We start from the raw sequence: 15,944 nt of genomic DNA, 5'->3' as shown, positions 1-15,944 counted from the left end.
GAAGTCATACCAGCCTTCGTTGTCCTCGACCTTCACGGTCATTGCCGGGCTTGACCCGGCAATCCATCGAACTTCGAAAGAATCTCTTCTTTCAAGCGATGGATGCGCGGGTCGAGCCCGCGCATGACGGGTCGGAGCTTCTGGAGGCTGGTATCAGTCGCTCTCACGGTCGCGCGCCGGCCAGAAAGACCTCGCCGAGCAGCGAGGAGTTGGACCACGGCACCTGCTTGCCCTTGGTGGCGCCGACCACGTCGGAGCGCACCCGCGTGAGCATCTGCTGGATCTCGATGCCGGCAGTGCCGATGTGACGTACCAGCGAGGCCGAGAACGGGCTGTTGTCGCCGTCGCCGTCGAGGGCGACCTGGCCCGGCGCGGTGGCGAACGCGATCAGCGTGCCGGCCCCGACCGTGACGCCGGCGCCTAGACCGGCCGGCGCGGCGAGCCCGGCCCGCACCGAGACGGAGCGGCCGCCCGCGTCGATCGTGGCGGTCGTGTTGGCGGTCTTGGCCAGCGGATTGTCGCGGCAGGCGTCCAGAACGACAATGTTGGTGCGCACCTGGTCGTCGAGCCCGGCCAGAATGGTGTCGACCAGGATCATCTCGGCGGTCGGATCGGCGCCGGCAGCGAGATGCGCATCGACCGGGATCAGATAGTTGCGGCCGTCGATCTGCACGCCGTGCCCGGCATAGAACAAGAGCGCCAGCCTGGCGGTCGCGGCATCGCGCAGAAAGCCGTCGATCAGCGTCCGCAGCGTCGCCCTGTCGGCGTCGAGCCCCTCGGCGACCGCAAAGCCCAAGGCGCGCAGCCGCGCCGAGACGGCACGCGCGTCGTTCGCCGGATTGGTCAGCGGGCTTGCTGCCGCATAGGCGCCGTTGCCGACGACGAGCGCGATGCGCCGACCCGGATCAGGCGGCGCCGACGGACCGGGTTGCGGCGGCGTGCGGTCGTCGGCGAGCAGCGCGAGGCGGGCGCGGGCCATCTCCTGCGACCGCGGCGACAGGAGATATTTGGCCGGAAGATCGAGCGCCGCGCGATAGTCGATCTTCGCGCGTGAAAAATCGCCGCGGCCCTCGTGGACGAGGCCACGCTGGGCGTAGGCGTCAGTGTATTTCGGATCGATCGCGACGGCTCGGCCGAACTCGGTCAAGGCGGCATCGAGATCACCACGGATGCGGAAGATCTGGCCCCGGCCGAAGAAGGCGTTGGCCATGCCGGGATCGAGCGCCAGCGCCGCCTGGTAGTCGGCGAGCGCCTGGTCGAGATCACCCTTGTCGCGCCGCGCGGCGCCGCGGTTGATCAGCACGCCGGTGTTCCGCGGATCGAGCTGCAGGGCGCGGTCGTAGGCGGCGAGCGCCCGGTCGAGGTCGCCCTTCTGATAATGGATCAGCCCGATATTGCCGTACGGTGGGGCGGCGTCGGGCTTCAGCGCGATGGTCTTCTCGAAGTCGGCGAGGGCGCGCTCCGCCTGGCCGTTGCGCAGCAGCGCGTAGCCGCGATTGTTCCAGGCGTCGGAGAGGGTCGGATCGAGCCGGATTGCTTCAGTGAGGTCGGCGATGGCGCGCTCGAAGCGGCCGAGACCGAGCTCGGCGGTGCCGTGGCCGAGCCAGGCCCGCACCTTCTTGGGATCGTGCTGGAGGGCCGCGTCGAGATCGCCGCGGGCGCGCTCGTTGTCGTTCCTGGCGAGCTGGACATAGCCGCGGCCGATCAGCATGTCGGGATCCGCGGGGGCGAGCCGGACGGCCTGGTCGTAATCGGCGAGGGCGCGGTCGAGCTGGGCTTTCTGCTTCCAGCCCTGTGCCCGCCACGCATAGGTGTCGGCGAGCACCTGTCCGCGCAGCGATCCGCCTGCGAGCAGACGCGTGCACGCGGCGATGCGGCTGTCGGGATCGGTGGTGCGGCCCCAGCAGACCGGCCGGTCGTCGGCGGCGAGTGCGGGATGGGCGATGCCGGCCAGGCCGGCGGCGACGCCGGCCAGAACCGCGATCAGACCGGCGCGGATGCCTCGCATCCCGTTGCTCCCCCACGACAGGCCTCACGGCCCGTCCCTTTGACGCAGGGGAGCGCGAACGGGTTCATGCCGGCGATGCGCGCCGGGCAGCCGTTGTAGGCTCGCGGGATCGCCGGGAGAAGACACACGCGAAGCAACCGGCCGGGGAGGCCGGGCCGTGGCCTGGTCGGCTCAACGCCACTCGACGGCGAGGACCTCGTAGGCCTTGGCGCCGCCCGGCGTCACCACCTCGACCTGGCTGCCCTTCTTCTTCCCCACCAAAGCACGGGCGAGCGGCGATGCGATCGAGATGCGGCCGTTCTTCGCGTCCGCCTCCGGCTCGCCGACGATCTGCCAGACATGCTTCTTCTCGGTGTCCTCGTCGATCAGCGTGACGGTCGCACCGAACTTCACGGTGTCGCCCGACAGCTTGGAGACGTCGATCACCTCGGCGCGCGCCAGCTTGTCCTCGAGATCCGAGATGCGGCCCTCGTTGAGCGACTGGGATTCCTTGGCGGCGTGATACTCGGCATTCTCCGACAGGTCGCCGTGCGAACGCGCCTCGGTGATCTGCTGGATGATGCGTGGTCGCTCGACCTGCTGGCAATGGCGCAGCTCGTGCTCGAGCGCGGTATAGCCGGCAGCCGTCATCGGTATCTTGTCCATCGGTTCCTCTCCGACAGAAAAAAACTCGATCGCGTGCCGGCGTCAGCCCGGCACGCAACCGTTCGGAAGTATGTCCAGCCCGTGGCCTATGTTCTCCGGCCTGGCCCTCAATGGGCGCGTTCGGAGAAATAGCTCTGCAGCGTGCGCACCTCGAGGTCGCCCGCGAGATAGGCCTTGATGCCGAGCGCCGCCGCGACGGCTCCGGAAAGAGTGGTGTAGTACGGGACCTTATGCAAGAGGGCCGCGCGCCGCAAGGAGCGCGAGTCCGAGATGGCACGGTTCCCGCTGGTTGTGTTGAAGACGAGCTGGACCTCGCCGTTCTTGATCGCGTCGACGATGTGAGGCCGGCCTTCCAGCACCTTGTTGACCTTCTCGGCCGGCACCCCGTTGTCGTGGAAGAAGCGCTGGGTGCCGGACGTGGCGATCACCTTGAATCCGAGATCCACCAACAGCTTGACGGATTCCAGGATGCGCGGCTTGTCGGTGTCCCGCACTGCCACAAAGACGGTCCCGGCGCGCGGCAGCCGGGTGCCGCTGCCGATCTGGCTCTTGGCGAAGGCGATCTCGAAGGAGCGGTCGATTCCCATCACCTCGCCGGTCGAGCGCATCTCCGGACCGAGCAGGGTGTCGACCCCCGGGAACCGTGCGAAGGGGAAAACCGCCTCCTTGACGCCGACATGATGGAGTGCCGGCGGCGTCAGCCCGAAGCTCGCCAGCGACTCGCCGGCCATCACCCGGGCGGCGATCTTGGCGACCGGGATGCCGATCACCTTGGCGACGAACGGCACCGTGCGGGAGGCGCGCGGGTTGACCTCGAGCACGTAGATGTCGCCGTCCTTGAGGGCATACTGCACGTTCATCAGGCCGCCGACCTTGAGCGCCAGCGCCATCGCGCGGGTCTGCCGCTCCAGCTCGGCGATGATCTCGGGCGGCAGCGAGTGCGGCGGCAGCGAGCAGGCGGAATCGCCGGAGTGAACGCCGGCCTCCTCGATGTGCTGCATGATCCCGGCGATGAAGGTGTCCTTGCCGTCGGCGAGACAATCGACGTCGATCTCGATGGCGTCCGACAGATAGCGATCGAACAGCAGCGGGTTCTTGCCCAGCACGGTGTTGATCTGGCCGGTCTTGTCGTTCGGGTAGCGCGCCTTGACGTCGGACGGCACCAGGCTCGGCAGGGTGCCGAGCAGATAGTCGTCGAACTGCTCCTGATTGCGGATGATCGCCATGGCGCGGCCGCCCAGCACGTAGGAGGGGCGCACCACGAAGGGCAGGCCGAGCTCGGCCGCGATCAGCCGGCTCTGCTCGACCGAGTAGGCGATGCCGTTCTTCGGCTGGCGCAGGTGCAGCTTGTCGAGCAGCCGCTTGAAGCGGTCGCGGTCCTCGGCGAGATCGATGGCGTCCGGCGAGGTGCCGAGGATCGGCACGTTCGCGGCCTCCAGCGCCGCCGCGAGCTTCAGCGGCGTCTGCCCGCCGAACTGCACGATGACGCCGTGCAGCGTGCCGTTGGTCTGCTCGGTGGCGATGATCTCCAGCACGTCCTCGGCCGTGAGCGGCTCGAAATAGAGGCGATCCGAGGTGTCGTAGTCGGTCGACACGGTCTCCGGATTGCAGTTGACCATGATGGTCTCGAAGCCGGCGTCCTCGAGGGCGAAGCAGGCGTGGCAGCAGCAGTAGTCGAACTCGATGCCCTGGCCGATCCGGTTGGGGCCGCCGCCGAGAATCACGACCTTCTTTCGGTCCGACGGCTTCGCCTCGTCGGCCGGCTGGCCGGCGAAGGGCGCCTCGTAGGTCGAGTACATGTAGGCGGTCGGCGCGTCGAACTCGGCCGCGCAGGTGTCGATGCGCTTGAACACCGGCCGCACGCCGAGCGCCTGGCGCCGTCGGGTGACGTCGTCGGCCGACAGGCCGGTGAGGGCGCCCAGTCGCGCGTCCGAAAAGCCCATCGCCTTGAGGTGGCGCAGCGCACCCGCGGTCGCCGGCAGGCCCTTGGCCCTCACCTCGGCCTCGGTCTCGACGATGCCGCGGATCTCGGCCAGGAACCACGGGTCGATCTGGCAGGAGCGGAAAATGTCTTCGTCGGAGGTGCCCAGCCGCATGGCCTGCGCGACCTTCAGGAGCCGGTCGGGCGTCGGCCGGCCGAGCGCAGCCCGGATGGCGTTCTTGTCGTCGCCCTCGCCGATGCCCTCGATCTCGATCTCGTCGAGCCCGGTGAGCCCGGTCTCCAGCGAGCGCAGCGCCTTCTGCAGCGACTCCTGGAAGCTGCGGCCGATCGCCATGGCCTCGCCCACCGACTTCATCGAGGTGGTGAGCAGCGGCTCGGCGCCCGGGAACTTCTCGAAGGCGAAGCGGGGAATCTTGGTGACGATGTAGTCGATGGTTGGCTCGAACGAGGCCGGCGTGGCGCCGCCCGTGATGTCGTTGGCGATCTCGTCGAGCGTGTAGCCGACCGCGAGCTTGGCGGCCACCTTGGCGATCGGGAAGCCGGTCGCTTTCGAGGCTAGCGCCGAGGAGCGCGAGACGCGCGGGTTCATCTCGATGACGACGAGGCGCCCGTCGTCCGGATTGACGGCGAACTGCACGTTGGAGCCGCCGGTCTCGACGCCGATCTCGCGCAACACCGCGATCGAGGCGTCGCGCATCGCCTGATACTCTTTGTCGGTGAGCGTCAGGGCCGGCGCGATGGTGATCGAGTCACCGGTGTGGACGCCCATCGGGTCGAGGTTTTCGATCGAGCAGACGATGATGCAGTTGTCGTTCTTGTCGCGAACGACCTCCATCTCGTACTCTTTCCAGCCGAGGACGCTCTCCTCGACGAGGACCTCGTTGGTCGGCGACGCGTCCAGACCGCCCCGCACGATCTCGATGAACTCGTCGAGATCGTAGGCGATGCCGCCACCCGTGCCGGCGAGCGTGAAGCTCGGCCGGATGATCGCCGGCAGCCCGATCTCGGCCAGCGCGATCAGCGCCTCGCCGAGCGCGCCGTGGACGTAGCGCTTGCGCCGCTCCTCCTCGCCGGCCGCCCAGTCGTGCTGGAATTTTCCGCGCTTGGCCGTCTTCTCGCTCGGGCGGTCGTCGGAGCCGTCGATGCGGGCGAGCTCGTCGAGATATTTTTGGCGGTCCGCCTGCTTGAGCTCCGAGGCGTTGGCCAGGAACGACTTCGGGATGTCGAGCCCGATCTTCTTCATCGCCTCGCGAAAAAGCTCGCGGTCCTCGGCCTTGTCGATCGCTTCCGCCGTGGCGCCGATCATCTTGACGCCGAACTTGTCGAGCACGCCCATCTTGCGCAGCGACAGCGCCGTGTTCAGCGCGGTCTGGCCGCCCATGGTCGGCAAGAGCGCGTCGGGCCGCTCCTTCTCGATGATCTTTGCGACGATCTCCGGCGTGATCGGCTCGACATAGGTGGCGTCGGCCATCTCCGGGTCTGTCATGATGGTGGCCGGATTGGAGTTGACCAGCACCACCCGGTAGCCTTCCTCGCGCAGCGCCTTGCAGGCCTGGGTGCCGGAATAGTCGAACTCGCACGCCTGGCCGATCACGATCGGTCCCGCGCCGATGATCAGGATCGAGGAGATGTCGGTGCGTTTGGGCATCAGGGGTCTTCGCGGTCTGGTCTGGGCACAAAAAAAGGCGTCGTGGACGCGCCGCCTTTGCGAACTCGACCGGTTTGTCGCCTGCCCGTGGCGGTCCGCCGGGGCGGGCGACCCTTAGCCCAGAATCGCCGGGGATGGAAGAGCGCCGGGCCGGGGCCTCCGCTCCGTCATTCCGGGGCGCTGCGAAGCAGCGAACCCGGAATCCAGCAGCATACTCGGAACTCGCGGCTGGATTCCGGGTTCGCGAGCCTCCGGCCCGCGCCCCGGAATGACGGGAGATCCTCGGCTGGTTCTGTCAGAGCCCGTCCAGCGGACCGCGACGGCGCGGCGGCGGCGCCTCTTCGGGCTCCGGCAGACCGAGCTCGTCCTCCTCGGCCTCGACGGCCGGGATCGCATAGATGCCGGACAGCCAGCGGTGGAGATCGACGTTCTTGCACCGTTGCGAGCAGAACGGCCGGAATTTCTCCACGGCCGGCTTGCCGCAGGTGGTGCAGGGTCTTCCGGTGGCGACGAGATGGTCAGCAGACATGGGCCATAAATAGGCATCTGACAGCACAAAGGCGAGCCCGCGCCGGCCCGGCCCCCACCCTCCCCTGGAGGGGGAGGGGCGCTCGCCACAGGCGAGCGGAGTGGGGTGAAGCCCCCCGCACAGCACCGCTGTTACCCCCTCCCGGACCGCTGCGCGGTCCGACCTCCCCCCTCCAGGGGGAGGTGAAGAAAGGGGGCCTGCCGCACCTCACCCCGGCATCGGGTTGGTCGGGTTCAGCCAGCCGTGGTGGATCGGAAAACCCTCGCCGGCCAGCAGGGAGACGGTCTCGTAGAGGGGCAGGCCGACGACGCCCGTATAGGAGCCGACCAGCTTGACCACGAAGCTGCCGGCGAGCCCCTGCACGGCATAGCCGCCGGCCTTGCCGCGCCACTCGCCGGAGGCGAGGTAGGCGTCGATGTCCTCCGAGGACAGCCGCTTGAACCGCACCCGCGTCTCCACCAGGCGTTGGCGGAAGGCCTCCTTCGGGGTGACCAGGCAGACGGCGGTGTAGACCCGGTGATTGCGGCCCGACAGCAGGCGCAGGCACTGCCCCGCCTCGTCGAGAAGCTCCGCCTTGGGCAGGATGCGGCGGCCGACCGACACCACGGTGTCGGCCGCGACGATGAACGATCCGCGCAGGTCGTCGTCGAGCTTGAGGGCGGCGAGCGCCACCTCGGCCTTCTCGCGGGCGAGGCGGTTGGCACAGGCGCGTGGCAGCTCGCCGCGCTTCGGCGTCTCGTCGACCTCGGCGGGGCGCAGCGCATCGGGATCGAGCCCGGCCTGGTTGAAGAGGGTGAGCCGCCGGGGCGAACCGGAGGCGAGCACGAGCTTGGGACGGCCCATCATGAGGTGAGGTTCTGTTGCGCTTCCGCGAGGCGACGAGCTGAGGTCGACACGAGAGCCTCAGGATGGGCGCGGACCCTAGCGGAAACGGGCTGCGACGACAACCAGCCGATCTCCGCTCGTCCTCGCGAAGGCGGGGACCCAGGAGCGACACGGCCAAAAAAACCCTGGATTCCCGCGTACGCGGGAATGAGCGGTGTGTGGCGCGAGATCAGGACGACTCGCTCCGCACTGATCCGCCCGCGTCAGGGCGCGGCGGCGCCTGTCCGGCGCCAGCCGAGCAGCATGGCGGCGAGCTGGAGGGTGCCGATCAGGAGGAGCACGGCGATGAACACGCGCGCCGCCGGCCCCTGCACGAACACCCAGTAATCGCCGTCCGAGATGGTGAGGGCGCGGCGGAACGACAGCTCCATGCGATCGCCGAGCACGAAGGCGAGCAGCAGCGGCGCGACGTCGTAGGAGAACTTGCGCAGCAGATAACCGACCACGCCGGCGGCGACCAGGATCATCAGATCGAGCGAGGAGGCCTTGAGCGAGTAGACGCCGATCAGGCAGATCACCAGCACGAGCGGCGCCAGCACACCCATCGGGGTGCGCAGCAGCGACACGAAGATGCCGACCAGCGGCAGGTTCAGCACCACCAGGATGGCGTTGCCGAGATACAGACTGGCGATCAGGCCCCAAAAGACCTGTGGGTGCTCGCTCATCAGGAGCGGGCCAGGCTGCACGCCATGAATCAGCAGCGCCGACAAGAGGATCGCGGTCGCCGGAATCGCCGGGATGCCGAGCACCAGCAGAGGGATCATCGAGGCGCCCGTGGTCGCGTTGTTGGCGGTCTCCGGGCCGGCGACGCCGGCCACCGCGCCATGGCCGAACCTTTCCGGCGTCTTCGAGATCTTCTTCTCGACCGCATAGGACACGAAGGTCGATATGATGTGGCTCACCCCGGGCACCAGGCCGAACAGGAAGCCGATGCCGGAGCCGCGCAGCACCGCCGGCGCCGCCTCGCGGATTTCCTCGGCCGTCGGCAGCATGTCGCGCAGGCGCGGGGCCTTCGGCACCACGGGCGTCGCCTCGTCGAGATTGAGCAGGATCTCGGAGACGCCGAACAGACCGATCGACAGGGCGACGAAGTTGAGGCCGTCGGTGAGGTCGAGCGAGCCGAACGTGAAGCGCGGCCAGGCGGTGAGCTGGTCGAGCCCGACGGTGCCGAGCGCCAGCCCGAGCACGATCATGGCGAGCGTCTTTACGGGCGGCGAGCTGGATACCGCACTGACCACCAGCAGCGCGGTCAGCATCAGCACGAACTCGGCGGCGGGGCCGACCGACAGCATGGCGTCGGCGAGCAGCGGGCCGACCGCCATCAGGCCGATGATCGAGATGGTGCCGCCGACGAAGCTGCCGACCGCCGCGATGGTGAGGGCCGCGCCGGCGCGGCCGCGTTTTGCCATCTCGTAGCCGTCGATGCAGGTGACCACCGAGGCCGCCTCGCCCGGGATGCGCATCAGGATCGAGGTGGTCGAGCCGCCATACATGGCGCCGTTGAAGATGCCGGCCAGCATGATCACGGCGCCGGTCGGGTCGAGCTTGAAGGTGAGCGGCAAGAGGAGCGCCATGCCGGCGAGCGGGCCGAGCCCGGGGAGCACGCCGACCGCCGTGCCCCACAGGCAGCCGACGAAGCACAAGAGCAGGTTGCGCCAAGTGAGCGCGACCGCGAACCCGTCCATCAGGTATCCGAGCGAGTCCACGACGCTGCTCCCATGCGGATCTGGTTGTTCCCGCCTCCGTCATTCCGGGGCGCGGGCGAAGCACGCGAACCCGGAATCCAGCGGCAGGCTTCGGAGTGTCTGTCTGGATTCCGGGTTCGCACCTTCGGTGCGCCCCGAAATGACCAGAGATCATTCAATCGTCAGAACGGCCAGATGCCGGCCGGCAGGCCGAGACCGAGCAACTGCTCGAACACGACGAACAGGGCGACGCTGGCGCCGCAGCCGTAGATCGCGGCGCGCCACCACGGCTTCTCGGCCAGCACGCCGAACAGCACCGTGAGGAACACCGCGACGGTCGGCACGAAGCCTACGGGTATGAAGGCGAGCGCCGCGGCGGCGAGTGCGACCAAGCACACGGCGGACTTGCGATTGGCCAGCACGACCATGGTGGTGTCGTGCTCGCGAAGGGCGCGTATGGCGCAGACGAGGCCGAGCCCGATCAGCAGCAGCCCGAGCACGAAGGGCATGAAGCCCGGCCCCGGATTGCCGATCTCGCCGCGCGGGATCGGCCAAGCCAAGATCGCGAGCGCGATGCCGCCGGCCGCGAGCGCCAGCCCCACGGCGGCGTCGCCCGCCCGGTGCGAAACGCCGAGGCCGGTCATGGCAGCCTCCCGGACGCGCGCCCGCCATCCGCTCGTCCCCGCGAAAGCGGGGACCCAGGAGCCGCACGGCACGTCGTGCCGCCCTGGATTCCCGCTTGCGCGGGAATGAGCAGAGTTTTGGGTGGGCGCTGTTCGCTTGGCGTCATCGCCGGGCTTGACCCGGAGATCCATCCATCTGACGCAAAGATGCTTCTCTTCGTTTGATGGATGCGCGGGTCGAGCCCGCGCATGACACTTCGAACCAGAACGAGCGACGATTGGACCGCCGCGCCCATGCTCACTGCCCCTTCCTCTCGATGCCGATCGATTTTGCCACGGCGCCGAGCGCAGCGAGCTCTGAGCGGATCAGCGCGCCGGTTTCCTTGGCGCCGAGCACGCGCTGCGTCGCGCCCTGCTTGTCCATCGCCTCCTTGAACTTCTCGGTCGAGGCGGCCTCCATGAAGGCCTTCTCCAGCTTGGCCAGGATTGCGGGCGGCGTCTTGGCCGGGGCGATCAGGCCCCACCACAGTACGGTCTCTTCCGCGCCGAGGCCGATGTCGTCGAGGCCGGCGGCCTGCGGCAGCGCCGGATTCTTGCCCGCCGAGGTGAGCAGCAGGCACTTCGCCTTGCCGGCTGCCGCATGCGGCAGGATCGGCGGCAGCGAGCCGCCGTAGAAGGTGACGTGGCCGCCGAGGAAATTGCGCGCCGTCTCGCCGGCGCCGCCGAACGGCACCGGCCGCACTTTTGCGCCGAGCTTGGCGAAGACGCGCTCGGCGGCGAGCTGCATGGTGCCGCCCAGCCCGTCGTTGCCGTAGGTGAATTTTCCGGGATTGGCCTTGATCTGATCGACGAGCTCCTGCGCGGTCGACGCCGGAAAGCTCGGCGCCGTGCATAAGACATAGGACGAGTAGCCGATCGACATCACGCTGGCATAGGAGTCCGGCGTGTAGGAAACCGCGAGGCTGTGCGGGCTCGTGGTGAGCGGCGAGTTCCAGATGAAGCCGAGCGTGTAGCCGTCCGGCTGCGCCGCCGTGATCACCGTGGTGCCGACCGTGCCGCCGCCGCCGGCGCGGTTGTCGACGATCACCTTCTGCTTGAGGAAAGGCTCGACCGCCTCGGCGATCTGGCGGGCGAACACGTCGGTGCCGCCGCCGGGCGGGGCAGGGACGATCAGCGTGATCGGACGGGTCGGGTACTCCTGCGCCGAGGCGGTGCCGGCGAGCAGCACGGCGGCCACCAGCGGAGCCGCGAACGCGCAGCGGAGGCGGTTGGACATTGTTGTCTCCCTGATCATCTGATCTCGACGTCGTAGCTGAAGCGTTCGGCGGGGCCGTGCGAGCGCCGCCATTCCAGCGGCTCGCCGTCGTGACCGAAGGCGGTGCGCTCGATCACCACGACGGGATCGCCGGTCGCGATCGCGAGCGGTCGCGCCACCGCCGCGGTGGCGCGCGCAAAGGCGATGCGGTCGGTGGCGCGCGCGATGGTGACGCCGAGCACACGCTCGTAGAGCGGATAGAGGAGCTCGTCGAAATCGGCGGCCGGCACCGTCGCGAGCTTTTCGAATCGCGGCAGCGGCAGGGCGATCTCGTCGATCACCAGCGGCTCGTCGTCGACGAGGCGCAGGCGCTTGAGCCACAGCACCGGATCCTCCGGAGCGAGGCCGAGCGCCGCCGCCGCGGCGCGGCCGGCCGGCCCGGTGCGCCGAGCGACCAGCCGCTGGGTCGGCGCGAGCGGGCGGCCGCCCTTGCCTGTGTGGCGGAAGAAGCGGAACAGCGTGTTGCCGAGATCGGCCCGACGTACGAAGGTGCCGCGGCCCTGCCGGCGCTCCAGCAGGCCCTGCACCACCAGGCCCTCGATCGCCTTGCGCATGGTGCCGAGCGCGACCCCGAACTCGGCGGCGAGGTCGGATTCGGCCGGGATCGCATCGCCCGGCTTCCAGGCGCCGTCCTGGATGCGCTCGGCGAGCGCGTCCTTGAGGCGCTGGTAGATCGGCAGGCGCTCGTCGGTGCGGGCGTCGGGGACGGATTGCATGGCGGCTGGGGCCTCGAAGGCTCTGGTCAGCTAGTCCTCTAGAGGAGTATAGGACGTGGAGGGCCCCTCTGGCAACGACCGCGATGACCAATCCTGCGATTCTCCCGACCGACACGCCGATCATCGATACGCACGTCCATGTCTTCACCCGCGCTTTGCCGCTGGCGGCGGGGCGCCGCCACAGCCCGAGCGGCGATTTTCCGCCCGCCGACCTGTTCGCCGTGGCGGGCCGGCACGGCATCGACCGCATCGTGCTGGTGCAGCCCTCGTTCCTCGGCACCGACAACGCCTATCTCGTCGAGACGCTGGCGCTCGCTCCCGAAAAGCTGCGCGGCATCGTGGTGGTCGACCCCTCCGTCGCGGACGCGCAGCTCGATGCGTTCGCGCGCGCCGGCGTGGTCGGCATCCGGCTCAATCTGCTCGGCAAGGATGTTCGCGACGTGCTGGCACCGGACTGGACGGCGATGTTGAAACGCATCGCGGCGCGCGGCTGGCAAATCGAGATCCAGGCGCAGGGCCGCGATCTGCCTGTGCTTATCGACGGTCTTGCGCCGCTCGGCGCGCCTCTCGTGATCGACCATTTTGGCCGGCCCGATCCGGCGCTCGGCATCGACGATCCCGGATTCCGAAGACTGCTGGCCGCCGGGCCGGACGGGCCTCTCCATGTGAAAATCTCGGGGAGCTATCGCTGCGGTGGCGCCGACGCGGCGCCCTATGCCGGCGCGCTTCTCGACGCGCTCGGACCGGGGCGCCTCTTGTGGGGAAGCGACTGGCCGTTCACCGAGTTCGAGGCGACCCGTCGCTACGAGGACGGGATCACGGAACTGCGGACGTGGCTCACGCCCGCCGAGCAGGCCGCAGTCGCCGAGACGTCGCGAAAGCTGTTCGGCTTCGCCGGGTGAAGTGAGCGAACGATCTCTGTCATTCCGGGGCGCCGCGCAGCGGCGAGCCCGGAATCCATAACCCCGGTCTGTGTTTATGGATTCCGGGCTCGCGGGCTTTCAGCCCGCGCCCCGGAATGACCGCGTGACTTCTCTCAGCTCCCGAAGCCGCCGCTTCCGAACCGCTGCTCGATGCGGGCGAGGAGCTGGTCGCGGATCTCGCGATAGGCGTCCAGCCGCTGCGCCCGGCTGCCCTCCTCGACGGCGCCCGGATCGTGGGTCGGCCAGTACTCGACATCGATGGCGAGCGTGCGGGTGACCTCGAGGGCGCGGTGATGCGCCTCCGGCGACAACGTGATGATCAGATCGAAATTGAGACCCTCGAGATCCTCGAGCTCCTCGAAGGTCATCGGCTTGTGGCCGCTGAGATCGAGGCCGATCTCCTCCATCACGGCGGTGGCGAACGGATCGGGGTCGCCCCGGCGCACGCCGGCCGAGCCGACATAGCTGCGATGGCCGAAATACTGGCGGAACATGGCGGCTGCCATGGGCGAGCGCACGGAGTTGTAGGCGCAGACGAACAGCACGGCGCCCGGCGGCCCGGCACGCCCCGGCGGGGGGACCGGCGGGGCCATGGCCATCACCCCTTCCAGTGCAGCACGGAGATCAGCGTGAACAGCCGACGCGCCGTGTCGAAGTCGATCTCGATCTTGTCCTTCAGCCGCTCGGTGAGCAGCTCGGAGCCCTCGTTGTGCAGGCCGCGCCGGCCGACGTCGATCGCCTCGATCTGGCTCGGCGAGGCGGTGCGGATGGCGGTGTGGTAGCTTTCGCACATCAGGAAGTAGTCCTTCACGATGCGCCGGAACGGCGTGAGCGACAGATAATGCGCCACCACGGGCGCACCGTCGCGCTGGCGGACGTCGAACACCAGCCGGTCGTTGACCAGCAGCAGCCGCAGGCAATAGGGGCCGCCCTCGTGGCCGAGCGGGGCGAACAGATTGTCCTCGAGCAGGTCGTAGATGGCGACCGACCGCTCGTGCTCGATGTCGCGATTGCCGGGCCCGATGGTGTCGTGGTCGAGCGTCACCTCGACCAGGCGGCGGGCCGACCGGTCATCGTCGCGGGCGTGCGTCATCGCGCCCCCAGCCGGAGCGCGACCGAGCGCGCATGCGCGTCCAGGCCTTCGGCCTGCGCCAGCGTGACGGCGGCCGGGCCGAGCGCGGCGAGCTGGGCCGGCCCGCAGCGCAGGATCGAGGTGCGCTTCATGAAGTCGAGCACGCCGAGCCCGGACGAGAAGCGCGCCGAGCGCGCTGTCGGCAGCACATGGTTCGAGCCCGCCACATAGTCGCCGATCGCCTCCGGCGTGTGGGTGCCGACGAAGATCGCCCCGGCATGGCGTACGGCTGCGGCGAGCGGCTCGGGGTTCTCGACCGCGAGCTCGAGATGCTCGGGCGCGATCGCGTCGGCGAGGCCGACCGCCTCGTCCAGGCTCCCCACCAGGATGACGGCGCCGTGGTCGCGCCACGACGCGCCGGCGATCTTTTCACGCGGCAGCGTCACCAGTTGAGCCGCCAGGGCGGCCTCGACGGCGTCGGCGAGAATCGCATTGTCGGTGATCAGGATCGACTGCGCGGCGGGGTCGTGCTCGGCCTGGGCCAGGAGATCGGCGGCGATCCAGTCCGGGTCGGCGCTGCGGTCGGCCACGATCAGCACCTCGGACGGGCCGGCGATCATGTCGATGCCGACCTTGCCGAAGACGATGCGCTTGGCGGCCGCCACATAGGCATTGCCCGGGCCGACGATCTTGTCGACCGGCGCGATGGTCGCGGTGCCCCAGGCGAGCGCCGCCACGGCCTGGGCGCCGCCGACCCGATAAATCTCGTCGACCCCGGCGAGGTCGGCCGCCGTCAGCACCAGCGGCGAGAGTTTTCCGCCCGGCGACGGGACGACCATCACGAGGCGGGCGACGCCGGCCACCTTGGCCGGCACGGCGTTCATCAGCACCGAGGACGGATAGGCGGCGGTGCCGCCCGGCACGTACAGGCCGGCGGCCTCGACCGGGGTCCAGCGGTAGCCGAGCTCGACCCCGAGCGCGTCGGTGAAGCGCTCGTCGGCGGGGAGCTGGCGGCGGTGATAGGCCTCGATGCGGTCGCGCGCGAGCGTCAGCGCCGCGATGTCCTTTGGATCGCAGACAGAAACCGCTGCCGCGATCTCGTCGCGCGAAACCCTGAGGCCCGTGGCGGCGAGGTCGATCCCGTCGAATGTTTTGGACAGCTCGATCAGGGCCGCGTCGCCGCGCGCCCGCACGTCGTCGACGATGGCGCGGACCGCCGCCTCGACATCGGGCGCCGTCTCGCGCTTGCTGCCCAGGAGAGCGGCGAAACGGCTCTTGAAATCGGGATCGCTCGTGTCGAGACGGACAGGCATGGCAGGACCCCCGGGCGTGGGAGGCGGCGCACTGGCGAGCCGGTGCGCTCAGATCCTGCTGCCGCCCGGCTGCAGTCAGGGACGCGGCAGGCGCGACGGGGATCTCCTGGTTTTCCCGGCCGTTGGGTGAGCCGAAAAAGTGAGGCGGACCGCGGCCGTCAGGCCGGGCTCACCTGGTCCTCGTGCGCCGGACAGCAGGTCGTATCCCATACCGGTCCGAGGTCGGCAAGCTCCACCTCCAGGCACTCCACGTCGAGCCGCATCTCGCCGCCGCCCGAGAAGATCAGTACGACGCTGCCGCCGGGCGCGCCGGCTTGCACGAACTCGATGGTGAGCAGGTTGAGGACGACGTCCTTGGCCTGGGACTGCACGTTGCGGCACTTGCAGGCGAGCACCCGGTCGAAGCGCAGCGCGGTGCGACGTCGCCGGAAATGCGGCTCGCCGCAGACGGCGCACTCCCAGTCGAAGCGGTCGAGGCCCATCACCAGCCGCTTCTCCTGCGGTCGCCAATGGATGTCGCCCACTTTCACATGGGAGTCCTGGAGATGGGTGGCGACGATCTCGAGATCGTCCTGGTCGAGGGCGACGAGCTTGAGTTGATCCATGACGGCGGCTCCTGCTCAGCCGTAGTTAGGAAACC

Annotated in this window: 14 protein-coding genes; 1 reads left to right on the top strand and 13 read right to left on the bottom strand. The window is 69.1% G+C overall.

Annotated features, from left to right (window positions below):
- Positions 1-163 precede the first annotated feature (163 nt).
- The 9 genes from HXX10_RS22425 to HXX10_RS22385 form a co-directional block, all read right to left on the bottom strand.
- The gene (locus HXX10_RS22425) at positions 164-2,008 is read right to left on the bottom strand and encodes a tetratricopeptide repeat protein (RefSeq protein WP_296525423.1); all 1,845 of its coding nucleotides are present in this window, start codon (positions 2,006-2,008) and stop codon (positions 164-166) included.
- 171 nt (positions 2,009-2,179) lie between these two features.
- Positions 2,180-2,653, bottom strand: coding sequence for a transcription elongation factor GreA (gene greA, locus HXX10_RS22420; RefSeq protein ID WP_296525421.1), 474 nt, complete (start codon positions 2,651-2,653; stop codon positions 2,180-2,182).
- 107 nt (positions 2,654-2,760) lie between these two features.
- Positions 2,761-6,243, bottom strand: a complete 3,483-nt coding sequence (gene carB, locus HXX10_RS22415) for a carbamoyl-phosphate synthase large subunit (RefSeq protein ID WP_296525420.1) — start codon at positions 6,241-6,243, stop codon at positions 2,761-2,763.
- A gap of 295 nt (positions 6,244-6,538) precedes the next feature.
- Positions 6,539-6,772: a DNA gyrase inhibitor YacG gene (gene yacG, locus HXX10_RS22410; protein WP_296525417.1), complete on the bottom strand. Its 234-nt coding sequence runs from the start codon at positions 6,770-6,772 to the stop codon at positions 6,539-6,541.
- Positions 6,773-6,979: 207 nt separating this feature from the next.
- Positions 6,980-7,618: a Maf-like protein gene (locus tag HXX10_RS22405; RefSeq protein ID WP_296525415.1), complete on the bottom strand. Its 639-nt coding sequence runs from the start codon at positions 7,616-7,618 to the stop codon at positions 6,980-6,982.
- A gap of 242 nt (positions 7,619-7,860) precedes the next feature.
- Positions 7,861-9,363, bottom strand: a complete 1,503-nt coding sequence (locus HXX10_RS22400) for a tripartite tricarboxylate transporter permease (protein ID WP_296525413.1) — start codon at positions 9,361-9,363, stop codon at positions 7,861-7,863.
- Positions 9,364-9,524: 161 nt separating this feature from the next.
- Positions 9,525-9,986, bottom strand: coding sequence for a tripartite tricarboxylate transporter TctB family protein (locus HXX10_RS22395; RefSeq protein ID WP_296525411.1), 462 nt, complete (start codon positions 9,984-9,986; stop codon positions 9,525-9,527).
- A gap of 277 nt (positions 9,987-10,263) precedes the next feature.
- On the bottom strand, positions 10,264-11,241 hold the full coding sequence (locus tag HXX10_RS22390) for a tripartite tricarboxylate transporter substrate binding protein (protein WP_296525408.1): 978 nt from the start codon (positions 11,239-11,241) through the stop codon (positions 10,264-10,266).
- A 14-nt stretch (positions 11,242-11,255) separates the two neighbouring features.
- Complete coding sequence (locus tag HXX10_RS22385) at positions 11,256-11,996, bottom strand: GntR family transcriptional regulator (protein ID WP_296525407.1); 741 nt, start codon at positions 11,994-11,996, stop codon at positions 11,256-11,258.
- A gap of 83 nt (positions 11,997-12,079) precedes the next feature.
- Between HXX10_RS22385 and HXX10_RS22380 the strand changes: the two genes are divergently transcribed.
- The gene (locus HXX10_RS22380; RefSeq protein ID WP_296525404.1) at positions 12,080-12,898 is read left to right on the top strand and encodes an amidohydrolase; all 819 of its coding nucleotides are present in this window, start codon (positions 12,080-12,082) and stop codon (positions 12,896-12,898) included.
- 134 nt (positions 12,899-13,032) lie between these two features.
- On the opposite strand, the gene HXX10_RS22375 is transcribed toward HXX10_RS22380, so the two are convergent.
- The 4 genes from HXX10_RS22375 to HXX10_RS22360 all read right to left on the bottom strand — a co-directional run bounded on the left by HXX10_RS22375 (position 13,033) and on the right by HXX10_RS22360 (position 15,909).
- Positions 13,033-13,512 (bottom strand): low molecular weight phosphatase family protein, encoded by a 480-nt coding sequence (locus HXX10_RS22375; protein WP_296525401.1) that lies wholly within the window; start codon positions 13,510-13,512, stop codon positions 13,033-13,035.
- 5 nt (positions 13,513-13,517) lie between these two features.
- Positions 13,518-14,012 (bottom strand): UPF0262 family protein, encoded by a 495-nt coding sequence (locus HXX10_RS22370; protein ID WP_296525399.1) that lies wholly within the window; start codon positions 14,010-14,012, stop codon positions 13,518-13,520.
- On the bottom strand, positions 14,009-15,304 hold the full coding sequence (hisD, locus tag HXX10_RS22365; RefSeq protein ID WP_296525397.1) for a histidinol dehydrogenase: 1,296 nt from the start codon (positions 15,302-15,304) through the stop codon (positions 14,009-14,011). The genes HXX10_RS22370 and hisD overlap by 4 nt, the downstream gene beginning before the upstream one ends.
- Positions 15,305-15,462: 158 nt before the next feature.
- Complete coding sequence (locus HXX10_RS22360) at positions 15,463-15,909, bottom strand: DUF2948 family protein (protein WP_296525395.1); 447 nt, start codon at positions 15,907-15,909, stop codon at positions 15,463-15,465.
- Positions 15,910-15,944 lie beyond the last annotated feature (35 nt).

Origin of the sequence: Rhodoplanes sp., assembly GCF_013377085.1 — a bacterium.
Lineage (GTDB): Bacteria > Pseudomonadota > Alphaproteobacteria > Rhizobiales > Xanthobacteraceae > Rhodoplanes.
Note: the sequence above shows the minus strand (reverse complement) of the source record. Positions and strands in the feature narration are given on the sequence as shown.

Excerpts from the sequence above, each read along its gene's own strand:
- HXX10_RS22405 (WP_296525415.1), bottom strand. The coding sequence starts at position 7,618 with ATGATGGGCCGTCCCAAGCTCGTGCTCGCCTCCGGTTCGCCCCGGCGG.
- HXX10_RS22370 (WP_296525399.1), bottom strand. The coding sequence starts at position 14,012 with ATGACGCACGCCCGCGACGATGACCGGTCGGCCCGCCGCCTGGTCGAG.
- HXX10_RS22425 (WP_296525423.1), bottom strand. The coding sequence starts at position 2,008 with ATGCGAGGCATCCGCGCCGGTCTGATCGCGGTTCTGGCCGGCGTCGCC.
- HXX10_RS22360 (WP_296525395.1), bottom strand. The coding sequence starts at position 15,909 with ATGGATCAACTCAAGCTCGTCGCCCTCGACCAGGACGATCTCGAGATC.
- HXX10_RS22390 (WP_296525408.1), bottom strand. The coding sequence starts at position 11,241 with ATGTCCAACCGCCTCCGCTGCGCGTTCGCGGCTCCGCTGGTGGCCGCC.
- carB (WP_296525420.1), bottom strand. The coding sequence starts at position 6,243 with ATGCCCAAACGCACCGACATCTCCTCGATCCTGATCATCGGCGCGGGA.
- HXX10_RS22385 (WP_296525407.1), bottom strand. The coding sequence starts at position 11,996 with ATGCAATCCGTCCCCGACGCCCGCACCGACGAGCGCCTGCCGATCTAC.
- hisD (WP_296525397.1), bottom strand. The coding sequence starts at position 15,304 with ATGCCTGTCCGTCTCGACACGAGCGATCCCGATTTCAAGAGCCGTTTC.
- HXX10_RS22395 (WP_296525411.1), bottom strand. The coding sequence starts at position 9,986 with ATGACCGGCCTCGGCGTTTCGCACCGGGCGGGCGACGCCGCCGTGGGG.
- HXX10_RS22375 (WP_296525401.1), bottom strand. The coding sequence starts at position 13,512 with ATGGCCCCGCCGGTCCCCCCGCCGGGGCGTGCCGGGCCGCCGGGCGCC.
- yacG (WP_296525417.1), bottom strand. The coding sequence starts at position 6,772 with ATGTCTGCTGACCATCTCGTCGCCACCGGAAGACCCTGCACCACCTGC.
- greA (WP_296525421.1), bottom strand. The coding sequence starts at position 2,653 with ATGGACAAGATACCGATGACGGCTGCCGGCTATACCGCGCTCGAGCAC.
- HXX10_RS22380 (WP_296525404.1), top strand. The coding sequence starts at position 12,080 with ATGACCAATCCTGCGATTCTCCCGACCGACACGCCGATCATCGATACG.